Genomic DNA, 25,057 nt, shown 5'->3' on the forward strand with positions numbered 1-25,057 from the left:
AATTCCTCCTATTGTTCTAGTTGATTATTATTAACGTCTTGATATCAAGGACAATTTTTTATTAATTCTTGATGAGTACCTTGAGCAATTATTCTACCTTTATCTAATACAATAATATTATCTGCGTGCTTTATTGAGTTAATTTTTTGAGATATTATAATATTAGTTGTATTATAGTTGTTTTTAATATTTTGAATTAAATTTTTGGTTGTTATATTATCTAAAGCACTTGTTGAATCATCAAGAATTAAAATTTTAGGATTTATAAGTAATGTTCTAGCAATAGATAAACGTTGTTTTTGTCCTCCAGATAAGTTTTTTCCTCTTTGACCTATTATATGATCTAATTTATCTGGAAATGAATTAATGAATGAGTTTGCACAAGCATTATTAATTGCTTTTTGTATTTCATCTTCATTTGCATTTGTTTTAGCAAATAATAAGTTGGATTTTATTGTTCCTGAATATAACAATGAATCTTGATAAACAATTCCAATGTTTTCTCTTAGTTGTTTGGAATTTATTTCTTTAACTTCTTTATTTTCAATTAAAATATTACCATCATTATATTTCATATTATTAACTAATAAATTAGCAATGGTTGACTTACCAGAACCAGTTGGTCCTATAATTCCTAATGTATGACCAGCAGGAATTTTAAAATTGATATCTTTTAGTACATAATCTTCAGATGTGTCAAAATATTTAAAATTAAAGTTCTTAAATTCAATTGAGTAATTAGAATCCTTAGACAAGTTAAGTCCATTTAGAACTAATAAGTCATCATATTTTGTTTCAATAACATCAATAACCCTTTTAGAAGAAACTCTAGCCCTAAAAAAAGTTCCTAAAAATTGACTAAAAGTAGTTATACCTAAAGCTATAATAAATTCATATTCAATAAATGTGTTAATTTTAGCAACTAGTTGAGCATGATCAAGATCGGGTTGATTTTGAATCATTAAATATGCAGTTGTATATATGAAGACTACAACCAAATTAACTATAAAGAAAAACGAAGGCATAGCTGCTGAAAATAAGTTAAAGACATTTATTTCAGTATTTTTTCATTTTGTATTAATATTTTTAAATTTTTTGTATTGCTGGTTTTGTAGGTTGTATGCTTTGATAAACCTTATACCTAAAATATTTTCATCTGATTCTTTTGTTATTGCATCTAAATTTTTTCTATTTTTAGAAATTAAAGGTCTTACTTTTTTAAAAATTAATCCCATTACTAAAACAAGCAAAGGAATTACAGCAATAATTGAAAAAGTTAAATTAACATCAGTTAAAAAAGCAAAAACTAACCCAGCAATAATATAAAAAGGAGCTTTAACTAATGAAGTAGAAGCACTAACTAAAAAGTCTCAAAAAACTGCTACATCATCATTTATTCTTGTTATTAAACTTTCTGGTGTAAAATGAGCAATATCTTTTAAAGAAAGTAATTGATATTTTTTAAATAAAGTATCTCGATAAAAGTTAGATGCTTTTTCACCTGCTCACACGATTAATAATAAACTAGTTATTGATATAACTGAAGAAACTATAATCAAAGAAACGGTGAGACCTAAAAGTAAGACTAAAGCATTAGAAAAAGAAGTTGTTGTATAAACTTCATTATTAAATAAAACTATTTTATACAATTCTCTTTTTTCTATTAATAAAGGAAGAAATTGAGCTATTAAAATAGGGATAAACATAGTTAAAATAACATTTAATAAAACTAAACAAATACCTAAAAAAAGTTGTTTTTTTAATTGTTTAGGTAAAATTTTAAACATTTTTAACATAATTTCTCCTTATTTTTCATCTTCTCATTCAAATTCAAAACCATAAATTGAAACTGTATCACCTTTTTGGATGTCCTTTTTCATTAAACCTTCTCATACACCTATTTTCTTTAAAATATTATTAAATCTAACCAAATTATCATATGTGTTAATTGGTATTTTATTATATATTTCTTCTACTTTTTTTCCAGAAACTTCATAATAACCTTTATATGGAGAATTAATAATAAAATCAGGTTCATATGAAATAACTTTAAGTTCTGTTGTTTCATTAGAAATAGTGGTAAAGTTATATTCTTGTATTAGTTTTCACAATTTACCTTTTACGGTATCTAAATTTTCTCTAAAAATTGCTGATATTTCTATTAATTCAATATTTGGATATTTTTTCTTAAACTTTTTAACTTTTTCTCTAAAGCAATCAGTGTCAGATTTATTAGCAATTACTAATTGTGGTTTTTGTTCCAGTTTTAAATTGTATGTTTTTAATTCGTTATTTATGACTTCATAATCTTGAATTGGATCTTTATCTTGTGAACCAAAATCTATAATGTGTGCTATAACTCTACAACGTTCTATATGTTTTAGAAATTGAATTCCTAAACCCTTACCTAGTGAAGCACCTTTGATTAAACCAGGTAAATCAGCAACAGTAAATGAATTGTCAAAGTATTCTACCATTCCTAATTTCGGAACTAATGTTGTAAATTCATAATCCGCAACTTTTGCGTTTGCATTTGAAATAGAGTTTAAAAAAGTAGATTTACCAGCAGAGGGTTTTCCGACTACACCTACATCAGAAAGAATTTTTAACACTATTTTAGCTTCATATTTTTCTCCAGGCATACCATTTTCACATATTTTAGGAGCGGTATTTTTAGCAGTTTTAAATTTATTATTTCCTCTTCCACCCTTTCCTCCGGAAGCGATTAAATATGGTTTATTAGCTTCAATAACATCTGCAATTAATTTATTCCCATTATAAACTAATGTTCCTATAGGAACATTTATATATGTATCTTCAGCATTTGCTCCATATAAATTTTTAGGTCCACCTTTTATTCCGTCTTTTGCAACAATATGTTTGTTTTTATAAAAACTTAATAATGTATTTTTGCCTAAGTCACCAACAAAGTAAATATGACCACCTCTACCACCATCTCCACCATCAGGTCCGCCTTTATCAACGTGTGCTTCTCTACGGAACGAAATCATTCCATCTCCACCTTTTCCTGCTTGGACACTTATAGTTATTTCATCAATAAATCTAGCCATAAAACCTCTTTTTAATAGTTAGTATAAATATTTTTAAATTCTATCATATTATTAAAAATAATGCATTAGTTGAATTATATTTTGTTTAAATAAAATAATTTTAAATATAAAAAGAAAATGGGTTCATAAATCTCTTTGTTTTATCGTTTTGTAAAATTTAATTATAAGAGTGATTGTGTTGATTAAAAAATATTAAAAATTTACTTATTTTTAGTGGAATTTGTATAATTTTTTCTACTAGTGCTATTTATACTTCATTTTACAAAGATGATTATTATAAAGAAACAGAAAAGAAGAATTTAATTATCCGTTCAGAGTTAAAAAGATTATAAAGATTGCAAAATAAAACTCAAGAACAAGAGAAAATATGTTTATATAGGATTTATATGGTATATAATTTTTATTACTAATTACTAAAACTACAACCTCACTAAACGATCGAGATAGTTTTGTTACAATTGAAATAAAATTCAAAACATTAAACTATTAAAAATCAAGAAGTTTTATATGCAGGAATTTATGGATTCTTAATAAAAGACAAAGATTTATACTATAGTATTTCAAACAAAACATATTTTGATTATAAAGAAGCGAATGAAAATTAGATATAAAATTCATGTATTTTACAAAATACATGAATTATTTTTATCCCTATTTGGTGATTTTACATATGGCGGGAGTTAAAGGAATAGAACCCTTACATGCAGTTTTAGAGACTGTACCACTACCACTCTATACCAAACCACCGTTTTTATGTAAAAAAACTAATTTGCGGAAGTGTAGTTAATTTTGTGTAAATTCTCTTAATAGCAAATATTTAATTTAAAATATTTATATTAGGAGATTTTTTATGCAAAAGAAAAATACATTTAATCTTGATACTGAAAAATTATATAATCAGTATAAACCAAAAACTATTGAAGACGTTCAAGAAATTCTTAAGTCTCAAACTAAAGATTTAATTGAAAAAATTTTACAAGAAGAGATGAAAAATTATCTTGGTTATGATAGATATGAACATGAAAAAGCAATTAAAGATAATTACAGAAACGGTTCATATGATAAAAAAGTTAGATCACAATTTGGTGATATAAATTTAAAAATACCAAGAGATAGAAACGCTGAGTTTGAACCACAAGTAGTTCCAAAATTTCAATATGATATTTCTTTTATTGAAGGTGCAGTAATTAAACTTTATAGCAGCGGTATGTCCACAAGAGATATTTCTTCAACATTACATGAAATTTATGGTATTGATGTTGAACCATCATTTGTAAGTAGAATAACAGATAAAATAATGCCACAAATAATTGAGTGAAGAAACAGACCATTAGAAAAAGAATATGCTATGGTTTTTATAGATGGGATTAGATTTAAAGTTAAAGAAGAAAATAGATTGGTTGAAAAATCTGTTTATATAGTTATGGGTTATACACTTGAAGGACAAAAAGATGTCTTAGGTTTTTGAATAGGTGAATCTGAAAGTGCAAAATACTGAATGCAAGTACTAAATGACCTTAAATTAAGGGGTGTACAAGAAATTTTTATTATTTCAAGTGATAACTTAACAGGTATATCAAATGCTATTAAAGCAGTTTTTCCTAAAACCCAAATACAAAAATGTGTAGTTCACCAAATCAGAAACTCAGTTAAATTTGTTAATTACAAAGACTTAAAAGAGTTTACAAAAGATATGAAAAATATTTATCAGGCAAATAATATTGATGAAGCAACAAGATTTTTACAAATTTTTGAAGATAAGTGAAAAGATAAATATATGTATGCCATTAAAAGTTGAAGAGATAATTTTGAAGAATTAGTTACATTTTTTAATTTCCCAAAAGAAATAAGAAAGTTAATTTATACAACTAATATTATTGAAAACCTTAATAGAAACATAAGAAAAATTACTAAAACAAAAACTTCTTTTCCAACAGAAGAATCACTTATGAAATCAGTATATTTTGCTATAAATAATCAACTTGCAAAATGAGATAAAATTACTCCAAACTGAGGACAAATCTTAAGTCAATTATTAATAATATTTAAAGAAAACAACTAAAAATTATTTTTAAAATTAAAGTTTTTTGTCTTACTTTTTTTAAAAAAGTAAGGTATCCCTTGATTGCAATCAAGGGACGGAAGGGTTAAAAAAACAAAAACCAAACAAAATGTCAAAAAGCGGAAATGACATTCCGTCTTTTTGACATTTTGTTTGGTTTTTTCTGTTATAATAGAACCAGATTTGTGTTTTGCTATCACTTTTCTCTTACTTTAAAAAGTAAGTTAAAGAGAATTTACACAAAATATAATACAGTTCCCTATTTGCTACTTTTATATATTTAATTTATTTCACTAAATTTGGTTTATAAATTTTTCAACCATTTGATTAAATTCTTCAACTTTTGTTGTTGAGTTAAAAAATGGCAAACCAATAATTTTATAATTTTTAAAAAATAAATTATTAATTTGTGAGGTATTACTAATTTGATTTAAAAATTCTTCTTTTCATTTATCTTCTTCTAATAAATGCGTTCCTTTAGGTTCGATAAATGTTTGATATGTGATATTGTAATTGTTGATTTTTTTTCTAGAAAATAGTACAAAATCTGGTTCGAAACACTCACCTGAATCAAAAGAATAAATTGCTAATTCAGGAAATCTTTCATTTCTAATTAAGTAATATTCTAAATCTTTTGCTTTTAATTTTTGTTCAATTTGTGTTTTGAAATATTTAATAAAAAGTTTTTCTTCAGAAGTACCATAGTTATCATTAAAAACATATCATTGTTCATTATTTAAGTCAATTTGATATTCTTGATTGTGTGATTCGTTTTGCGAAGCACCCTTACCACCGTTGTTGTCAACTTTTTCTAGATAAACTGTTTTATCTTTAATCATGTTTTTAAGCGGTTTTGCTTCAAAGGTTTTAGAGCCTTTGTATTCTGGTTTGATTAATGATATTTTTGTAGATATTTCACTTAAAACTTTTTTGAGTGCTCTAAAAATTTCCCTTCCACTTAAATGATCATCAAGATAAGAGATTTCAATTTTAATATTACCTAAAAAATCATCGCTTGTAAAAAACTCTTGTTTTGATTTTAGTGTAGGATATTTTGCTTTTAAAAAATCAAATCTAAATTCATTAAAAAATTCTGAAGCACCTAATAAAATATTTAAATTAATTTCTTTAATTTTAAGTAATGTAATATTCATTTTTTTATTAGTGATAATATCATTATTATTTGGCTCATTAAATAAATGTAAAACATTACCCTTACCAATATAAGACTTATAATAGTATGTATTGTTTTTTAAAGATGAATCAATACTTTTAACTTCTTTTCTGCTTTTTATTTCTTTTTTATTCGAAAAGATTCAAGCATTTTCAAAAAAATCAGATTCTTTAAACTCTTGTTTTAATTTATATTCAATTTTAATTGGATCTGGTGATTGTAATCCTGTTTCAATTAATGCTTGTCTTAGTTCAAAAATATATTTTGAATCATTTTTACTATGAAAAAACATTGTTTCTAAAATTCTTTTATCATTTGTTAAATCATTATCATATTTACGAACAAACTTTAGTTCTTCATCTTCATCTATAAATGGGCAGTATCTTGCTCCTCTTCCAATTAATTGTGCTTCTTTGATTGTGTATGTACCAACTTTTCCTGGTTTTCCCGATCCTTGTCTTGTATCATATAAACGAACTATATCAAACAAGTTTAATACATCTCAACCTTCGTTTAACATATCAACAGCAAAAATTAACCTAATTGGATTATTAGTATCTTCAAGTGAATTTACTAATAATTGATTAGTTTTGTTATTGTCTTCAGAATCATTCATAATGATAGATGTTTCTTTAGTAAATGAATTTTGAATTGAATTTACTAATAATTCTAGGGAATTATCTTTTTCTTTAAAGTATTGTAATGCTTTGGTTAAAACAGGAATTTCAGCATGAATTAATGAAAATAAGTTTTGTGTTGTAATTTCTTTTATGTTTTTAAAGAATTCATCATAAAAAGCTCTTGATTCAGTGATTTTTTGTGATTTTAACATTAAAACCGGTTTAATATTTAATTTTAAATCAGTAAATAAAAATTTTCTGTATTCACTTATTACGAGTGCAATTAAAGTTCTGGTTCACAAATCAGTATCTGTTGCTAAATTTTGAAAATCTTTCGTGTATCCACTTTGTCTAAATGATACTAAAGGATAATTAAAAATAATTTTGTCTTTATATTTATTTAAAACATTTGTATCTTTTAAATCACAAGTTGCAGTGAATTCAAGCATTACATTATCTTTATTTCTATTAAAAGCATTCATTACTGAATATTCTCAACTATTTTTCTCTTCTTGTTCATCCTTAGTTGGTTTTTTAGTTAATGAATTGATGTGATGACTTTCATCTGAGATAAAGACAACTTTATTATTTTCAAAATCATCATAAGTAATTGCGTTTTCTTTTGAAAAGAATAAATCTAAGTGCAGTTTTTGTGTAGTAGTAAAAACAATTTCAATATCATTGTCTAGTGTGTTATTACTAAAATTGTCAACTTTTTTAATTTTAATTTTGTTGTCTAAATATTCAATATCATTATCAAATAAATATTTATTTAATAAGCTATTAATAAAGTTATCAATTGTTTTTTCCAAAACATTTGTTTGGTTTACAAAAAATAAGAATTTTCTATAACCTTTTGTATATAAATACAAAATTAAACCAGCCATTATAACTGTTTTCCCTGAACCAGTTGCCATATGAAACAAATTATTAATTTGTTTATTTTTGCGTAATTTTTCATTTTCAAAATATGATACAAAACTTTCATATGCATCTATTTGATAAGGTCTTAATTTAATTTTTTTTGATAAGCCACTTTCAATTATTTTAGGAAGTTCAGAAACTAAACCGGCCTCATTTAATATTTGTATTTTTCATATAAAAATTGATTATTATTCATATTATGTTTCCTTATAAAATGATTTACTAAACTTCTTATCTGAGTCATTTATATTAAATGAAGAATCATCAATATCAGAATAATTCACATATAACTTGTTTTTATCTATTAATTTAATAAGTGCTTGTTTTTTATCTTTTAATGATAATGATTCAAAATCTTTATCAACACCTTGTAATTCTTTTGTTGTTAAATATGGAACAATTCTGTTATCAGAATAAATTAGGTTTTTAATGATTGTAATGTTTTCATCACTTGCATCTTGGATTTGTGAAATTAAAGAATTTGTATTTTCAAGTAACTCACAGTATACAAATGACCCCCCCCCATTTCAATTAACTGATTTTGAAATTCCACCTTGTTCTCCATCAATAACTTTTTTTAGACGTTCAACTGTTATATCATTTATGTAATCCATTTGTTCAATACCTATGTATCTACGATTCATTTTGTGTGCTACTGCTGCTGTTGTTCCTGAGCCAAGGAAGAAGTCAAGTATTAAATCTCCAAGTTGAGTGCTTGCATCAATAATTTTATTAATTAAAATTTCTGGTTTAGGATATGAAAAAATTTTTGAAGAAAATAATTGTTCGATTTCATTTCTCCCCATTGTTGTTGAACCATTATTTAATATTGATTCTAAATAAACTTTTCTTCTGTGATCCATAGGGATAATTAATCTTGGTTGCTTTGTTCCATCTTTACCAAAATATAATAAGTCTTGTTTAATGAAATCATTTATCTGGTTAATATCAAATTTTCAGTGTTTAAATCACTTTATACCAGAAGGAGATACTATTTCAAAATTATTTGGATGATCAGCAGAATAATTATCTTCATTTACAGCTAAATTAGCGGTATTCAATTCTTTTTCACGACCTTTAATTGGTTCTGATATTTTGTTAAATGAAATATTATTTATATTCTTGTAAGAGATATTTATAAATTCATGAATCGATCTAAATCTTTTAACTTGTTTTAATGTTCCAGATTTATTTTCAGCTTCCTTATTTCAAATAAGAGTTTCCGTGTTTTGTCTTCCAAAAATATCATCCATCAATACTTTTAAATAAGCTTGTTCGTTATCATCGCATTGTACAAAAATAACACCATCTTCACTTAATAATCTTCTTGCTAACTCTAATCTATTTTTCATAAATACAAGTCAGGTTGAATGGTTAAATGAATCATTGTAATTAAAACTATCATTTCCTGTGTTATATGGTGGATCAATGTAAATACATTTTACTTTACCTTCGTATCTTTTTAAAAGAGAAGCAAGTGCAATTAAATTATTTCCTTTAATAATTAAATTATCATTTTCGTCAAACGTGATATTTTCTTGAACACCATCTTTTGTATATCTTTTAGCATTACTTAAAACTTTTGGCGCAAGCATTTGATTAATTTCATCAGAAGCTATTATTTCATTATAAAAGATTTCATCTCTTTTTTGATCATCTTTATTTTGTCCACCTTCAAGCACACAATCTTTATAAGGAAAATCTAAAAGAACATCGTTTGTTTTAGATAAAAACTCACCATTATGAGTTAATCCGATTTTGTTTGTATATCTTGTGTATGAATCAGGTAAAAACTCCTTAGAATCGATAAATCAAGCAAATTTTTGTTTGTCAAATATTAATGTTCCATTAATTTCAATAAAAAATCTTTGTTTGATATCGTTATTACTTAGTAATAAAGATAATAAATCTTTATTCATAGTCATAACATCACTATAAACTTTTGCTTTTAAGAGTTCGTTGTCTTCTGATATATATTTTGGATTATTCATTAATATTTCTTTGGTTGTTTGAAAAATATTTTTGTTCATAGAATATACGCTTCCTTTCTTGTAATGTTACTTGTTGTTTCTTTATAACTTTTAATACAATAATTTTAAATTTAAGAAAATATAAAAAACCTATTGAGTAATTTTCAGTACAGTTTTTAAATTACTTTATATTAGAAATCATTTTTATAACTACTTGGTTAACTATTTTAAAAAAAAGTATTTTTATCATTTATATTATAATTTTTATCATATTTAGAAATAATTTTCAATAGATCATTTATGTTTTTTGCTCATAAAACTTATTAGACAATTCTCATTCTTCATTATTTTTAATTCCAATAACTCTTCATAAATTTAATATGAAATAACACAATCAAAAAACTAATTCTTCAAAATTATCTCTATATTTTTATAATCCTTATTTTTTTGTTTATAATTTAAACTTTCAGTAATTTTTATACTAAAACAAAATTAAGACTTTTTTCGTTAATAGAAATGATAGATTTATATAGTTCTTTACCCGAGACATTTAAGCAATTAAGTATTTCTTTTTGTTTTGCTGTTAATGAATTTTTTCTTACATATTTTCCTTTGATGTTAGTAACTTCTATTTTTGATAATTCTCCTAAAATAGAATTAAAAGTTAAATCAGATTTTTTCATTAATTTCAAACAATGGAAGGTTATAAAACTTTTAATAATGCTTGAAATAAAAGTTATAAATGTTTTACTTTCTAATACACCATCATTATATGAATAGTTCTTATTAAAGTTAGTTTGAGTTTTTATTCATTTAAACATTTTTTCTATACTATCTCTTTTTCTATATGCATTAATTATTTCCTTTGCATCTTTATTTATGTTTGAAATGATTGCATAAAAACCATAATTTTGAATGTGCTTCTGAAATAATTCATTATTTGGTTTTACACTAATTAATTCTCCCGATTCATCTAGTTCAATATCTAAATAATCCTCATAACTTTCAATAATATGAGGTTTAATTTTCTTTAATTGTTTAACTTGATTAACCATTTTAGTAAAGTACTTTGTATAATAAGAAACTCTCTCAGTTTCTTTTATAGGATTGTGTATTAATACTATATTAAATTCTTTTGATTATCAGTAAACATTTTGTCTTTAATTATAGTTACAAATGTTTCATTATCATCTATGAACATATTAATATTATGTTTTAAAATGTCTTTGTTTGCATCTAAAAGTTTTTGTAAATTCTTATTTCATAACTTTGCCATCATAATGAATTTAAAGTTTTTTTGTTCTAAAAAAGAGATGTTTTTGGATGAAAAATAACCTCTATCCATTACTAATGTTTATTCTTTAATACCTAATTGTTTTGCTTTTTCAACTAAAATTTCACATTTATCCATATCTGTTATAAAACCAGAATAAATATCATAATAAAGTGGGAATCCATTATTTTGATTTGTAATTAAACCAATATTTATAATAGGTTTATTGTTTTTATTTTTTTAATAACCATATTTTGCTTTTTCGATATTTTGTGATGTAGAACTGATATTTGTAGAATCAACATTTATATAACATTCTTTGATATTTTCACCATTTAATTTTTTATAAGTTTTATATCATTCTGATTGAAATTTATATATTTTTTCAGAGGTTAATTGTCTGTTTAAAAGATTAGAAATATAAGATTCTGAATAGATTTTTTCTAAGCCTGCATAATTCTTTAATAATCAATATTTAAAACCTTGTATGGTGTTATTTGCATCACTTAAATAATAATTAACTAATACTTTAATTAATTCTGATTTGTTGCCAAAAACATCTTTTAAAATTTTGTTTATTCTAATTTTTTCTAAAATTAATTCAGAAGTAGAATGTAAACCAAAAGACACAGAATTACTAAATTCTTGTGTATACTATTTCTTCAACCTTGCCTTCTTTAAAATAAATAAAGTAATTTAAGTTTGGAAACATATATGTTTCATTGTCATCCATTGAAACTTTTTTACCAACTGCAGCCTTAGTTTCTTTGTAGTATTTTTTACTTTTTATATATTCTCTTTTAACTACAAATTGAACATATCAAGCATTCTTTCTTTTACTAATTTTTGCTCCATCAGGAATTAAAACTTTTTTAAATTTTTCAATCATTTTATCCCTTTTTGATTAGTATAATAACTATACTAAAATAATCCAAAAAACTAAGAAATAATTAAATTTTAAAAAATACCAGTTTTTTATCAAAAACAGGTATTAGTATAAAACACTGAAAGTTTAATTTTATATATTTCGTTTTAGTTCTTTTACTTTATTAGTTTCTTCTCAAGGTAAAGAAATATCAGTTCTACCAAAATGACCAAAATATGCTGTTTTAGAAAATATAGGACGTCTTAATCCTAGTGCTTCAATAATTCCTTTAGGTGTTAAATCAAAGGTTTTTAAAATTGCTTGTTCGATTTTTTCTTTTTCAACTGTTTCAGTTCCAAAGGTTTCAACCATTATTGAAACAGGTTTTGCTATTCCTATTGAATAAGCAATTTGAATTTCTACTTTACTTGCTAAATCTGCTGCAACAACATTTTTAGCTACTCATCTTGCTGCGTATGCAGCAGATCTATCTACTTTAGTAGCATCTTTCCCGGAAAATGCTCCACCACCATGTCTTGAATATCCACCATAAGTATCTACTATTATTTTTCGACCTGTTAAACCTGTATCACCAATAGGTCCACCTATAGTAAATAAACCAGTAGGATTTATAAGAATTTGATTTGGTTTAGATAAATTAAATTTAGATAATACAGGAAAAATAATATTTTCTTTTATGTAGTTTTTAAATTCAACTTCATCATATTTAGGAGAATGTTGAATACTTAAAAGCACTGTGTCAACTTTTGTTTGATTAGGATCAGTATAATCTAAAGTTACTTGAGATTTCATATCTGCTTTTGCTCATTTAAACAAATCTTTAACTCTTAGATCTTCGGCTACTCTTAATAATTCATGAGCTATTGTAATTCCTAAAGGCATAAATTCAGGGGTTTCATTAGTTGCAAAACCAAACATTAATCCTTGGTCTCCTGCACCAATATCATCACCTAATTCAACTCCTTTTGCTATATCAGGACTTTGGTGTCTGATATCAGTGTGAAAACTTGTTTGAGTTGTATAATAACCTAAATCCTTTAGAATGTTTTTAGCAATTTCTATAACATCTATGTCTGCATTAGATTTAACCTCTCCTGCAATAAAAATATTATGACCAGATGCCATTGTTTCAATAGCTACTTTTGATTGTGGATCTAACATTAAAAAAGCGTCCAAAATGGCATCTGAAATTTGATCACACAATTTATCTGGGTGACCTCTTCCAACTGATTCGCTTGTAAATAATTTTTTCATAAATATCCTCTCAATTTACTAATAGAGGCATAAAGAAGATAATAGCATGTTAAGCAAATGCTCCTGACTATCCACCGTATTTTATAACCGGTTGGCTATGGTTATCGTTGTCAAACTACCATACTCTTTATGCTTTATCCATAATGCTTTTGCATATGGTTAAAAAATTATAGCATAAAAAGATTTTTAACTATTTATTTTATGTAAATTTTAATATTTAGTTTATTAATAGTTATTTTTAAAAATAGAAATATATAAATATTATGTTTCAGCAAAAAGACAAAAGAGACTGCGGTTTATATGTATTTAAATTCTTTTTATATAAGTATTTTAATAAAGATATTGATATAAATAAACTAAAAAGAAATGTTGAATATGAAAAAGGAGGGATTAGTTTATTTAAATTAACTAAATTATATAAAGAAAATAACTTCAATACTCAAACTTTTAATTGTTCTAATGAAGAATTTCTCAAAATTAATAATGATGAATTTCCTTTAGCAGTAATTATAAATAGAAATAATTTAAAACATATGGTATTAATAGATAAAATAAAAGATAATAATGTTTATTATTTTGATCCCGAATTCGGAACTGAGTTAAAAACAAAAACAGAAAAATTTTTAGAAAATTTTGACAACTTAATATTAAAATTTAACAAAATTAAGGTTGAATACAAAGTAAACCAAGATAATACAATAGTTTTTAGTAAGCATAAATTTGTTATTTCGCTTAAATTAGCATTTTTATATTTGTTACAATTTATTACTTCTTTTATTCCTGCTTTGTTTTCAAAATATGTTTTACAGATACTTATCCCAGAAAGACTTAAAAATGAATTATTTATTATTTCAACATTCTTTTTAACAATATTTATAATTTCTTTATTAATACAAGTATTTATAATTAGGATTTTTGAAAACAAATTATTAAATTCTTACATTAATAAAACGAATTCAATATTAATTAGTTGAGCTAATGAAAACATTAAAATTATTAATAATTTATCTGATATAGAGATTAAGAATAGGATAAATAGTATTTACCAAATTATTAATTACCAAAACACACTTATAGCAAAAACATTTATAAATATGTTTTCCCTAGTAATTTCTTTTTTTGTTATTTTTTTTATAAATAAAAAATTAATTTTTGTTGTTCTGATTTTTTCCTTTATTGCATCATTGTTTAGTTTGATTTTTTTAATATGATATAAGAAGAATAAAAATAATTTATTTAATATATCAATGAATTATGATTCTAATTTAAGTGATTGAATAAATATACTTAAATCTAATTATGAAAATTCATTTATGAATAAAAAAAAGATGGATATTATTGCTAATCAAAATAAATTAATTCAAGAATCTTCGGTTTTTAACGTGAATTTATCTTTATTTAATGAATTTGAATCTTTTTTAGATTTTATATTTCCTTTTTTAATACTTGTATATGGTGCAATATTAGTTTGAAATAAATCATTAAATGTATATGATTTATTATTTTTCATAACAGCATCTAATTTATTTTTAAAACCATTAAAATCTGTTCCAGAAATGATAAAAGAACATAAAGATTATGTTGTTAATCTAGAACTTTTAAATTTATTTAAATCACAAAGAAAATCAGAAGAAATTATAAATTGAAATGAAGAAATTAAAAAAATTCAATTATCCTATGTTTCCTTTTCGTATAGTGAAAATCAAAATTTCAAAGTGATAAATATACCGAGATTGATTTTAGAAGATAAGATTATATTAACAGGGAAAAACGGGTCAGGTAAAACAACATTATGTAATTTATTAACAGGGAAATACTTAAATGATTTTGGAGAAATTCTAATCAATGACAAAGTTGTAAAAATATTTAATCAAAATCAAATTAAAGACAGAATATACTATATTGGAGATAAAAAAGAAAATTTAAATATGACTTGTTTAGAATATTTAATGATACAAGATAAGCTAAATTTTAAAAATACACTAAATAAGTTTGGTTTAATAGAAATAATGAAGGAACTGAATTTAAATAATTTAAACGAAATAAAAATTAATCAACTTTCTTCTGGTCAATTACAATTTATTAAACTTTTAAGAATATTGCTATTAGATTATGACTTCATTGTTTTTGATGAAGCATTTGAGTCATTATCAATTAATATATATAATAAATTAATTTCGATTTTTCAAAACATTTTAAAAGATAAATTAGTCCTGGAAATAAGTCATAATCAAAAGTATATTTTTAAAAACTCAAAAGTTATAAATATTGAAGCATTATAAAATACATATACTAGAATATATTATTCTAGTTTTACTTGTTTTATTACTATTATTATTCACTTATTTAATATTAACTATTAATTATAGTTACCAAAAAGATATAATAATAAAAATAGATAATAATAATTTATATTTAAAAAATATACTTTTTAAAGAATTAAATTTAAATAAACATGAAATTAAAATACTTTTTAATAATGATATTTTATTTTATAACATTGAAATAGTTGATGTAGATAGTGATGGAAACATATTAATTAAAAGTAAAGAATTACTTAATTTATTCAAAGAAAATAATTGAGAAATATATACTTCTAAATTAATCATAAGTACAAAGAAGATATATGAAGTAATTTTTGATTTTATAAATAAAATATTTCAATTTAAATAGTTAATTATTAATTAAAATTAATTTAATATAATTTAATTATGTTCGATTATGATGTAGAAATAAATATTTCAAATAACCTAAAAAGTACAATAATTTTTCTTGATGAAATGAAACAAATATTACAAAATTTTGCTCGTTTTTTTAAAATTTCTAAAAACAAAAAAATTATCTTAGATGTTACTTTTGTCTCAAAAAACAAAATAAAAGAACTAAATAAAGAGTATAGAAACAAAGATTATGTAACTGATATTTTGTCATTTGATTTTGGTGATAAATCTTTATATGATGAACTTCCAATTTATTTTCTTGGTGAATTAGTTATTTGTTGGGATAAAATAAAAAAGCAAGCAAAAGAATTTAATCATTCAATAAAAAGAGAGTTTTGTTATTTATTTACACATGGTTTAGTTCACTTGCAAGGTTATGATCATGAAATAGAACAAGAAAAAAAAGAAATGGATAACATAGTTGATGCTATATTCAATCCATTGAAAATCACTAGAGGAGAATAAATGCAAATAGATATTCAAAAATTAAGAGACTTATTAAGATATTCATATTGTCCTTATTCTAAATTCAAAGTAGCAGCAATTGCAATTGATGAAAATGACAAAGAATTCATTGGAGTTAATGTAGAAAATGCTGCATATCCATCAGGATTATGTGCTGAAAGAAGTGCTTTATTTGGTTCAGTTGCTCACGGAGCAAAAGTAGGTACTTTTAAAGAAATCCATATTATTTCATCATCAGAAGATATTATTAGTCCTTGTGCAGGTTGTAGACAAGTAATGACTGAATTTATGCCTGATGATGCTTTAATATATCAATATTCAAATGATGGAAAAAAGGTAAGAATTAATAAGGTAGTTGAAATGGTACCTTTTCCTATTCACTCACATAACATTAAATAATGAAAATATGTTTTGCTAGTATGTTAGGTAGACCTAATGTAGGAAAAAGTAGTTTACTTAATTCAATAATTGGATACAATGTAGCAATTGTTACAGACATAGCACAAACTACCAGAGATCAAATAACTGGAATTTATACTGATGATACTCATCAAATTATTTTCACTGATACACCAGGAATTCACAAACCAGAAAACCAATTAGGGGAAACCTTAAACAAAAATGCTTATGATTCTATTAAAGATATAGATGTTTTATTATTTCTAACTCCAATTGATGAAAAAATTGGACCAGGGGATAAAATGATTTTAGATAAAATATCTAAAATAGAAAACAAAATAGCAGTTATTTCAAAGATAGATAAAGCAAAAGGCAAACCTGAATTAGTATCTCAAAAAATAAACGAACTAACTTCATATAATTTTAAGCATATAATTTCAACTGATATAAAGAATCTAAATTCAATAGAAAATCTTATAAACTTAATTAAAGAATTTTCTTATGAAGGTCAATTACAATATGATCCTGAATATTTAACTGATAAATCAATTAGATTTATTGCTAAAGAAATCATTAGAGAATCAGCAATTAATTTGTTATATGATGAATTACCTCACTCAATAGCGATAGAAATAACAGAATTTAACGAAGCAGATCCTGAACGTATTTTTATTGATGCCATTATATATGTGAAAAAAGATTCTCAAAAAGGTATGGTTATAGGTAAAAAAGCAGAAAAAATTAAAAAAATAGGCACTAACGCTAGACTTAAAATAATGCAACAGTTTGGAACCCCAATTAATTTATCATTAAAAGTGAAAGTCGCTAAAAAGTGAAATGATAATGTAGAGTTATTATCTAAATTTGGTTATAAATAAATAAAAATATATCTAAATTATAAACCTATAAAAAATATTCGGATACTCCGAATATTTTTTATAGGTTTAGTTAATATAATATTTTTAGTTCGCAGAATAAATAAACATTAAAATAGCAATACTTATAAACAAGACACTTAAAAATAATGGTATATTGTACTTCATTCTTTCTCATCCTGGTAAATATAAACCTGAATTTTCATAAGTGATACCTTTTAATCTTGGATTGTCTTTTTTGAATTCTTCTAGTTGTTTTTCTTTATAATTTCTCATTTTTTGTAATGATAGTTTATAGAAATATAACAAAATTAATGATGCAACTATTAATAAAATCCCTACTACTAAATATACTCACTTTGGTTGATTTTGACTCTGAGTGCTTGATGAATTATTCTCCATGAATACAGTTAATAAGTTTGATACAACATAGTTCATAATTTTATTTTAACATATCAATTATCTTTTAAATAAATTATTTTGTTTTTTATAATCGTAGAATTCAACTGTTTCTATTAATTTTTTAATAGAAGGAGCATCATCAAAAGGCTTTACTTCTTGAGCATTTATTCATAAAATAATTAAATAATAAACAAGAATTTTTTGTTGAATTAAATATTCTTCTCAGTATGTTTCATATCTATTCAAAAAGATATTTTCTTGTTCTTGTGATAAAAAAGAACCTGTTATAAAGTATGCTAAATCAAAGTGTTTATCACCCATTGATGCATATTCTCAATCAACAAAATATATTTTGTTATTTTTATCTTTTAAAATATTTGCTGTATATAAATCATTATGTAAAGGTCTGTTGTTTTGACTTTTAGATAAAATCAGATTAATTCTCTTATAATATTGATTCAAAACAGGAATATTAATGTTTTTTTCTTTTAATATTTTTCTATATTCTTTTACCCTTGCTGAATGATTAGTCTTAGGAAAAACTAAATTACTATCATGCAATTTTTTAAAATTGTCAGCTATTTGAAATAATTCATCTTCATTGAATTTTAATTCCTGACTTTCAATAAATTCTCATTTAGATAAAGTTTCTGAATTTTCAATCAGTTTAGGAACAAAATCTAATTCGCTTAGAATTTCATAATCTAATTTATGATTAAATTTATTAGTTTTTTTGTACTGAATGAATTTATTAGTATCTTTATAAGATTCGTTAGTAAAACCTATTTTAATTCTTTTCATATAACTCCTTGCTTTGATTATTATAATTCAATAAATAAATTGTATAATATAAAAATATGAATTCAATTAATATTAAAAAAAATATATGGAATCAAAGAATTATACCTGCAATAATTATTGTTGTTTTTTTAATTTGTTCAGTTGTATTACTTAGATTTTCTTTTTATTGAAGTTTTGAATTGCTAAAAACAAATATTTCATTGTTTTGAATTGCAAGGTCTTTATCAATAATTATTATTTTATTATTTAGTTTTTGAATATTTTTTGAAATATCAAAGGCTTATTTAAAAAATAAATTTTTTTCTGTATTGCAAAGCTATTTTTTATTATGTTTATTTTTTGTTAATCAAAGATTCTTATTTAGTGTTCTTTTGATACAAGAAAACGGAATAAATAATCATATAACTAATATATTTTGAAAAGATTGAGAGTTTTTCTTAACTTTATTTTTAAATTCAATCATTTGTATGTTATTTAGAGTTTATATCATAAAAAATGTTGATTGATTACAATTATTGTTAAGGACTTTTACATATTTTATCAGTTTACTTATTTTATCAACATTCATTAAAGCTTTTGTTTATTTAAATACAATTGATTCAGGTATAGAATATATAGTTCTATTTATTTTAATAGCTTCAAGTAGTGATATTGGCGGTTATTTTGGAGGAATGTTTTTTGGAAACAAATTCTTTACAAAAAAAATGGCTCCTATGATAAGTCCTAACAAAACATGGGAAGGTGCATTTGTTGGTTATTTATCTTCTTTGATTGTTTCTTTATTATTCATTTATGTATATTACGGAATAGGTCAGAATTACAGTATTACACATGATATAGGAAGCATTATAAATAATTTTACGGGTCATTCATTTGGATTGATTTTATTATTAAGCATTGCCCCACTTTTATCCATAACAGGTGATTTATATTTTTCTTTTATTAAGAGAAAACTAGAAATTAAAGATTATTCAAATATTTTAAGAGGTCATGGAGGAATAATAGATAGAGTAGATAGCATATCATTTGTCTTTTTTGCTTGAACTTTTATTTCTTTAATAATATAAAAGAGGTTTTATGAGTTATTATAAAGATAAGAGTTTTGCAAACTTCGCATATGAATTAAACATAGGGAATATGGATGCATTTCATGATGCTTATATTGTTTATATGAAAGAAATTAAAAATAATGATTCAGATAAAATAATAGAAGTTGAAGTATGCATTCAAACTGCACCTTTATTTAAAGATTTTAACAGTTTAAAAAAAGCAATAAAATTTAAGAAGAATTATAGAGTTTATTTCCAAGTAAAAGACTATGTAATTGATTTACCGATGTTTAAAGATTATATATTAAACATTATTAGGATTAAAAAAGAAGAATCAAATAAGTGAATTAATTTATTTGATTTTTTGAATAAAAATCCATTAAATTTATATGCAAAACACGAAACTCAAGAGTGATTTATTACTTATAGCGATTTAAATTTGCAAGATGAAATCTTAGAAGCAACAGAAGTTATTACTAGAAATATGCATAAAATGGGTTTTTTAAGATTTAAATTACTTTCAGAGTATCAAGAACAAAGAAGAGTTCCGATACAAGAAGAAAATTGAAATAAAATTTATCAAGAATTAAAAAACAAAGAAGAAAAAATAGAAATTCCACAACCTAAAAACTTTAAATCAAAAAGTAAAACTTATTCTAAAATCAATTTGTACCAAATTAATAATTTAAATAAAAATCAAGAATATCACTATATTTCTTTTGATGGATATATTTATAAAAAAGAAATATCAGAAAACACAAATAACAATACTATAATTTATAGATTTGGTATTACAGACTTAAAAGAAGCAATACAAACTGTTTTATATTTAAATAAAGATGAACCACTTAAGGAAAATTTAGAAATTGATGATTATATAAATGTATCTGGTAGGTTAAGATTTACTTCGTTTAATGGTGAAATAAAAGGTTCACTAACTATAGATTCAATTCAAAAATTAGAAAATCCTATTGTAAAAAGAACGGACGAAAATGACTTAAAAAGAATTGAATTAAATGTAAAGTCAAAAATGAATGCTTTAGATAGTATTTTTAATGTTGCAGATATTATTAAAACTGCAAAGGATTTTGGACATAAAGCAGTAGGTATTTTAGATAGTAATAGTGTGCAATCTTTTCCAGAGTTTTATAGTTTAGCAAAAAAACATAACATCAAACCAATTTATGGTTCTGTTTTTGATTTTATTCATCAAAATAATCGCATTATACTTAATAAAGATTTTGATAAATCAAAAAATCTATTTGACTCAGAATATGTTGTATTTGACATTGAAACAACTTCGCTTTCACCCAAGTTAGGAGAAATAATTGAATTTGGAGCGACAGTGATTAGTAAAGGCCAAAAAATTAATTCTTATCAATTTTTTATTAAATCTAAAGAAAAACTATCTGAGTTCACTCAAAAACTTACAAATATAACACAAGATATGCTTGATAAAGATGGTTTGGAACTAATAGATGGTTTAAACAAGATATATGATATTTTAAATAATAAAATTGCAGTAGCTCATAATGCTAATTTTGATATGCATTTCATTACCCAAAAATTTATAGAAAATAATATGAAATTACCTAAAACTGTTTTTTTAGATTCACTAATGATTTCTAGAATTTTATTTTCAGAAAAAAATAAACACTCACTAGGTGATTTTTGTAAATATTTAGATGTTTCATATGATTCTGATGTAGCTCACCGTGCAGATTATGATGCTGAAGTTTTATCAAAAGCATTTCATAAATCCATTATTATGTTTAATAATGCTGGTATACAAAATTTTGATGAATTATATAATTTCTTACCTAATCCAGAATTATTTTATAAAAGAGTTAGATCGATCAATAATCAATATTCAATAATAGCTCTAAATCAAAATGGATTGAAGGAATTATTTGAATTAGTTTCTCTAACACTAACAAAAAGAATGTTCGGTAGTCCTAAACTTTTTTATGAAGATATCAAGAAAACTAATAATATTTTAATAGGTTCTAGCGGATTAAAAGGAAATTTACTAGATGCATTGTTTTATTCATCTGATTTAGGAATACAACAAGCACTTGAAAAATGTGATTACGTTGAAATTCCACATATAGATGCATTAAAACATTATTACACTAAAAGTGAATTTACAAAAGAACAAGTTCAAAAATTAATTAAAGAACTAATTGATTTATCTATTAAAAATAACAAAATAGTTATTGGTATTTCAGATGCAAGATATAAAAATAAAGAAGACCAAATTTTTTATAAATCATTAGTTTATACAAAAGGATTAGGTGGAAGTAGACATTTTTTATTAAGAACAAAAAACTCTGAAGCAGAAAAACAAAATAATGAAGATGAAACAGAAAAAGATAAAGTTAAAAAACTTGATTTAACAGTTATACCTGATTTATATTATTTAAATACTCAAGAAATGCTAGAAGGTTTTGAATATATAGAAAACGATAAATTAATACAAGATATTGTTATAAATAATACAAATAAAATAGTTGATATGGTTCAGGATGATATAGTAGTAATTAAAGAAAAGTTATATACTCCTAATTTTGACCAATCAAAAACAAAACTAAAAAAATTAGTTTATGACACAGCATTTCAAAAATATGGAGAAAAATTACCTGAAATCATAGAACAAAGAATAAAAAAAGAACTAGATCCTATATTAAAATATGATTTTGATGTTATTTATTGAATTTCACATATATTAGTAAAAAAATCACTAGACAATGGTTATTTAGTAGGGAGTAGAGGTAGTGTAGGTTCTTCGTTAGTAGCAACATTAGCAGGAATAACAGAGGTAAATCCTCTTCCTCCTCATTATATTTGTAGTAATTGTAAGTTTTTTGAATTAGTAAAAAATCCTCCAACAACATCAGGTTTTGATTTAGATGATAAAAGTTGTCCAAATTGCAATATGATAATGGATAAAGATGGTAATTCAATACCTTTTGAAACTTTCTTAGGTTTTAATGCAGATAAAGTCCCTGATATAGATTTAAATTTTTCTGGTGAATATCAAAAAATAATTCATGATGAAATTAAAAGAATTTTTGGTAGTGATCATACTTTTAGAGCTGGAACAATATCAACAGTTAAAAGTAAAACTGGTTTTGGATATATAAAAAAAATGTGCGAAGAGTTTAATTTTAATTATTCTAATGATTTTATTGATTTTCTTTCAACAAAACTAGAGGATGTTAAAAGAACAACAGGACAACACCCTGGAGGGATAATTATTATTCCTCAAAATTTTTCTGTAGAAGATTTTTCTCCTGTTAACTTTCCTGCAGACGATAAAGATTTAGATTGACAGACTACTCACTTTGATTATCGGGCTATTCATGATAATGTTATTAAATTTGATATCTTAGGACATATTGATCCAACTGCTATTAAAATGTTAGAAAACTTTACAGGTTTAAATGTGAAAAAAGACATACCAAAAAAAGACCCTAGAGTAATGTCACTATTTTCTTCTACTAAAGAACTGAATATATCACCTGAACAAATAGGAAACGAAAAAACTGGTGCATTAGGTATACCGGAATTTGGTACTGCCTTTGTTAGAAAAATGTTAGAGGAAGCAGAACCTCAAAGTTTTGCAGATTTAATTTCTTTATCAGGTTTATCGCATGGAACTGATGTATGAAAAGGGAATGCTCAAGACCTAATAAAAGAAAATGGTATGAAACTAAATGAAGTAATTTCATGTAGAGATGATATTATGAATTATTTAATCCATTTAGATGTAGATCCTTTATATTCATTTAATATAATGGAAAAAGTTCGTAAGGGAAAAGGTTTAACTACAGAAGAAGAAGAATTCTTAAGAAGTAAAAAGGTCCCAGAATGAACAATAAAAAGTATGAAATTAATTAAATATATGTTTCCTAAAGCACACGCTACTGCATATGTTTTGATGGCCTGAAGAATTGCTTGATTTAAATTATATAAACCTTTAGAATATTATGCAACATTCTTTAGTACAAGAGTAGAAGAGTTTGATTTAGAGATTATGGTAAATGACAAATATTGTCATAAAATAAATCAAAAACTAAGCGAATTAAATAAATTAAAAAATCCTAAAGCAAATGAAAAAGATTTAATAACTTGTTTAGAAGTAGCAAGGGAATTGTATGCAAGAGGTTTTAAAATTTCAAATATTACTCTTGAAAAATCATTAGCTAAAGATTGAATCATTGATAAAGAAAATAATTCCTTAATCCCTCCTTTTACTTCGATTAAAAATTTAGGTATTTCTGCTGCAGAAAAACTAATTTTAGCAAGACAAGAAAGACCTTTTAGATCTAAAGAAGATTTTAAAGGAAGAAGTGGAATAAATCAAACTTTATATAATAAACTAAAAGAAATGGGAATTTTAAATAACTTAACAGATACAGATCAAATGACATTATTTTAAAAATTGACTTATTGTCAATTTTTTTATATGGAAATATTCCGGAAAATAATGTTATTTAATAAAAAATAATTGTTTTTTAATAAAATTACTCTCATTTAATAAAATAAAGATGGGAAAATTAAAAAGGAATAAGAAAATCAGATTTAAAAATGGATTAAATATGTAATTTTAAGTAATTTTATATTTCCATTTTTTTAAGTTTAGCAATTATAAACAATAATAACATATTAAAAATAAATAAGTGGGAACTCAGAAAAATAAACTAGATTTTGAAACCTACATTGTAAAATTTTTGATGATCCTCATCCTCCTTATAGTTACAAAAAAGATTTATTATTTCTTTGAGAAAATTAAAGTTCGAAACAAATTAAATTAATAAAACACACAAAAGTTATGTAGAAATTAAAACTTTTGTGTGTTTTATTTGCTTTATTCTATTTTACAAATTTTTTGTATTCTGAATATCCTTTTTCATCCATTTCTTCAAACGGAATAAAATCTAGTGCAGCACCATTTATACAATATCTCAAACCACCCATTTCTTTTGGACCATCATTAAATACATGTCCTAAGTGATTATCACCTTTTCCAGATCTTACTTCTGTCCTGAGTTTCTGAGTTGAAGACCAAATTTTTAATTTTTTTAGAATCTATATATGTATACATATATA

General features: G+C 23.7%; 19 protein-coding genes and 1 pseudogene. 8 read left to right on the plus strand and 12 right to left on the minus strand.

Annotated features, from left to right (window positions below; translation table 4 throughout):
• Window positions 1–8: 8 nt before the first annotated feature.
• Together RRG59_RS02310 and obgE are read right to left on the minus strand one after the other, a co-directional pair.
• Entirely contained in the window at window positions 9–1,796 is a 1,788-nt protein-coding gene (locus RRG59_RS02310) for an ABC transporter ATP-binding protein (protein WP_322901896.1), read from the minus strand.
• Window positions 1,797–1,805: 9 nt separating this feature from the next.
• Complete coding sequence (gene obgE / locus RRG59_RS02315; RefSeq protein WP_322901898.1) at window positions 1,806–3,071, minus strand: GTPase ObgE; 1,266 nt, start codon at window positions 3,069–3,071, stop codon at window positions 1,806–1,808.
• 850 nt (window positions 3,072–3,921) lie between these two features.
• Here obgE and RRG59_RS02320 point away from each other — a divergent pair.
• Window positions 3,922–5,133 (plus strand): IS256 family transposase, encoded by a 1,212-nt coding sequence (locus RRG59_RS02320; RefSeq protein WP_322901548.1) that lies wholly within the window; start codon window positions 3,922–3,924, stop codon window positions 5,131–5,133.
• A 293-nt stretch (window positions 5,134–5,426) separates the two neighbouring features.
• Here the strand turns inward: RRG59_RS02320 and RRG59_RS02325 are convergent, their stop codons facing one another.
• The 7 genes from RRG59_RS02325 to metK form a co-directional block, all read right to left on the minus strand.
• A complete protein-coding gene (locus RRG59_RS02325) occupies window positions 5,427–8,033 on the minus strand; it encodes a DEAD/DEAH box helicase family protein (RefSeq protein WP_322902738.1) in 2,607 nt (868 codons plus the stop codon).
• A 15-nt stretch (window positions 8,034–8,048) separates the two neighbouring features.
• Window positions 8,049–9,881 (minus strand): site-specific DNA-methyltransferase, encoded by a 1,833-nt coding sequence (locus RRG59_RS02330; RefSeq protein WP_322901900.1) that lies wholly within the window; start codon window positions 9,879–9,881, stop codon window positions 8,049–8,051.
• 416 nt (window positions 9,882–10,297) lie between these two features.
• The gene (locus RRG59_RS02335) at window positions 10,298–10,876 is read right to left on the minus strand and encodes a transposase (RefSeq protein ID WP_322901901.1); all 579 of its coding nucleotides are present in this window, start codon (window positions 10,874–10,876) and stop codon (window positions 10,298–10,300) included.
• 65 nt (window positions 10,877–10,941) lie between these two features.
• The gene (locus tag RRG59_RS02340; RefSeq protein WP_322901903.1) at window positions 10,942–11,166 is read right to left on the minus strand and encodes a hypothetical protein; all 225 of its coding nucleotides are present in this window, start codon (window positions 11,164–11,166) and stop codon (window positions 10,942–10,944) included.
• A 168-nt stretch (window positions 11,167–11,334) separates the two neighbouring features.
• Window positions 11,335–11,724 (minus strand): hypothetical protein, encoded by a 390-nt coding sequence (locus tag RRG59_RS02345; protein ID WP_322901905.1) that lies wholly within the window; start codon window positions 11,722–11,724, stop codon window positions 11,335–11,337.
• 7 nt (window positions 11,725–11,731) lie between these two features.
• A complete protein-coding gene (locus RRG59_RS02350) occupies window positions 11,732–11,983 on the minus strand; it encodes a hypothetical protein (RefSeq protein WP_322901906.1) in 252 nt (83 codons plus the stop codon).
• Between the two features lie 129 nt (window positions 11,984–12,112).
• Window positions 12,113–13,234: a methionine adenosyltransferase gene (gene metK / locus RRG59_RS02355; RefSeq protein WP_322900794.1), complete on the minus strand. Its 1,122-nt coding sequence runs from the start codon at window positions 13,232–13,234 to the stop codon at window positions 12,113–12,115.
• Between the two features lie 263 nt (window positions 13,235–13,497).
• On the opposite strand from metK, the gene RRG59_RS02360 reads away from it, so the two are divergent.
• Genes RRG59_RS02360 through era form a run of 5 tightly spaced genes read left to right on the plus strand, consistent with a single transcriptional unit; the run spans window position 13,498 to window position 17,696 of the window.
• Window positions 13,498–15,516 (plus strand): Mbov_0121 family peptidase domain-containing ABC transporter, encoded by a 2,019-nt coding sequence (locus RRG59_RS02360; RefSeq protein WP_322900795.1) that lies wholly within the window; start codon window positions 13,498–13,500, stop codon window positions 15,514–15,516.
• A complete protein-coding gene (locus tag RRG59_RS02365; RefSeq protein WP_322901908.1) occupies window positions 15,503–15,907 on the plus strand; it encodes an MAG1140 family protein in 405 nt (134 codons plus the stop codon). The genes RRG59_RS02360 and RRG59_RS02365 overlap by 14 nt, the downstream gene beginning before the upstream one ends.
• A 38-nt stretch (window positions 15,908–15,945) precedes the next feature.
• Window positions 15,946–16,419, plus strand: coding sequence for an rRNA maturation RNase YbeY (gene ybeY, locus RRG59_RS02370; RefSeq protein ID WP_411911580.1), 474 nt, complete (start codon window positions 15,946–15,948; stop codon window positions 16,417–16,419).
• Complete coding sequence (gene cdd, locus RRG59_RS02375) at window positions 16,420–16,818, plus strand: cytidine deaminase (RefSeq protein WP_322900797.1); 399 nt, start codon at window positions 16,420–16,422, stop codon at window positions 16,816–16,818. It begins immediately after the preceding gene.
• Window positions 16,818–17,696 carry a GTPase Era gene (gene era, locus RRG59_RS02380; protein ID WP_322901910.1) on the plus strand — a complete coding sequence of 293 codons (879 nt, stop codon included), beginning with the start codon at window positions 16,818–16,820 and terminating at the stop codon, window positions 17,694–17,696. The genes cdd and era overlap by 1 nt, the downstream gene beginning before the upstream one ends.
• Before the next feature lie 84 nt (window positions 17,697–17,780).
• On the opposite strand, the gene RRG59_RS02385 is transcribed toward era, so the two are convergent.
• Window positions 17,781–18,131 carry a hypothetical protein gene (locus RRG59_RS02385; protein ID WP_322901912.1) on the minus strand — a complete coding sequence of 117 codons (351 nt, stop codon included), beginning with the start codon at window positions 18,129–18,131 and terminating at the stop codon, window positions 17,781–17,783.
• A gap of 21 nt (window positions 18,132–18,152) precedes the next feature.
• Window positions 18,153–18,896 carry a phosphotransferase gene (locus tag RRG59_RS02390; protein WP_322901914.1) on the minus strand — a complete coding sequence of 248 codons (744 nt, stop codon included), beginning with the start codon at window positions 18,894–18,896 and terminating at the stop codon, window positions 18,153–18,155.
• Window positions 18,897–18,952: 56 nt separating this feature from the next.
• Between RRG59_RS02390 and RRG59_RS02395 the strand changes: the two genes are divergently transcribed.
• Together RRG59_RS02395 and RRG59_RS02400 are read left to right on the plus strand one after the other, a co-directional pair.
• Window positions 18,953–19,963 (plus strand): phosphatidate cytidylyltransferase, encoded by a 1,011-nt coding sequence (locus tag RRG59_RS02395; RefSeq protein WP_322901916.1) that lies wholly within the window; start codon window positions 18,953–18,955, stop codon window positions 19,961–19,963.
• 10 nt (window positions 19,964–19,973) lie between these two features.
• A complete protein-coding gene (locus RRG59_RS02400; protein ID WP_322901918.1) occupies window positions 19,974–24,386 on the plus strand; it encodes a PolC-type DNA polymerase III in 4,413 nt (1,470 codons plus the stop codon).
• 434 nt (window positions 24,387–24,820) lie between these two features.
• Here the strand turns inward: RRG59_RS02400 and RRG59_RS02405 are convergent.
• A pseudogene (locus RRG59_RS02405) lies at window positions 24,821–24,997 on the minus strand (peptide-methionine (R)-S-oxide reductase); the annotation flags it as partial.
• Window positions 24,998–25,057 lie beyond the last annotated feature (60 nt).

Source organism: Mycoplasmopsis felis (assembly GCF_034647055.2).
GTDB classification, from domain to species: Bacteria; Bacillota_I; Bacilli_A; order Mycoplasmatales; family Metamycoplasmataceae; genus Mycoplasmopsis; species Mycoplasmopsis felis.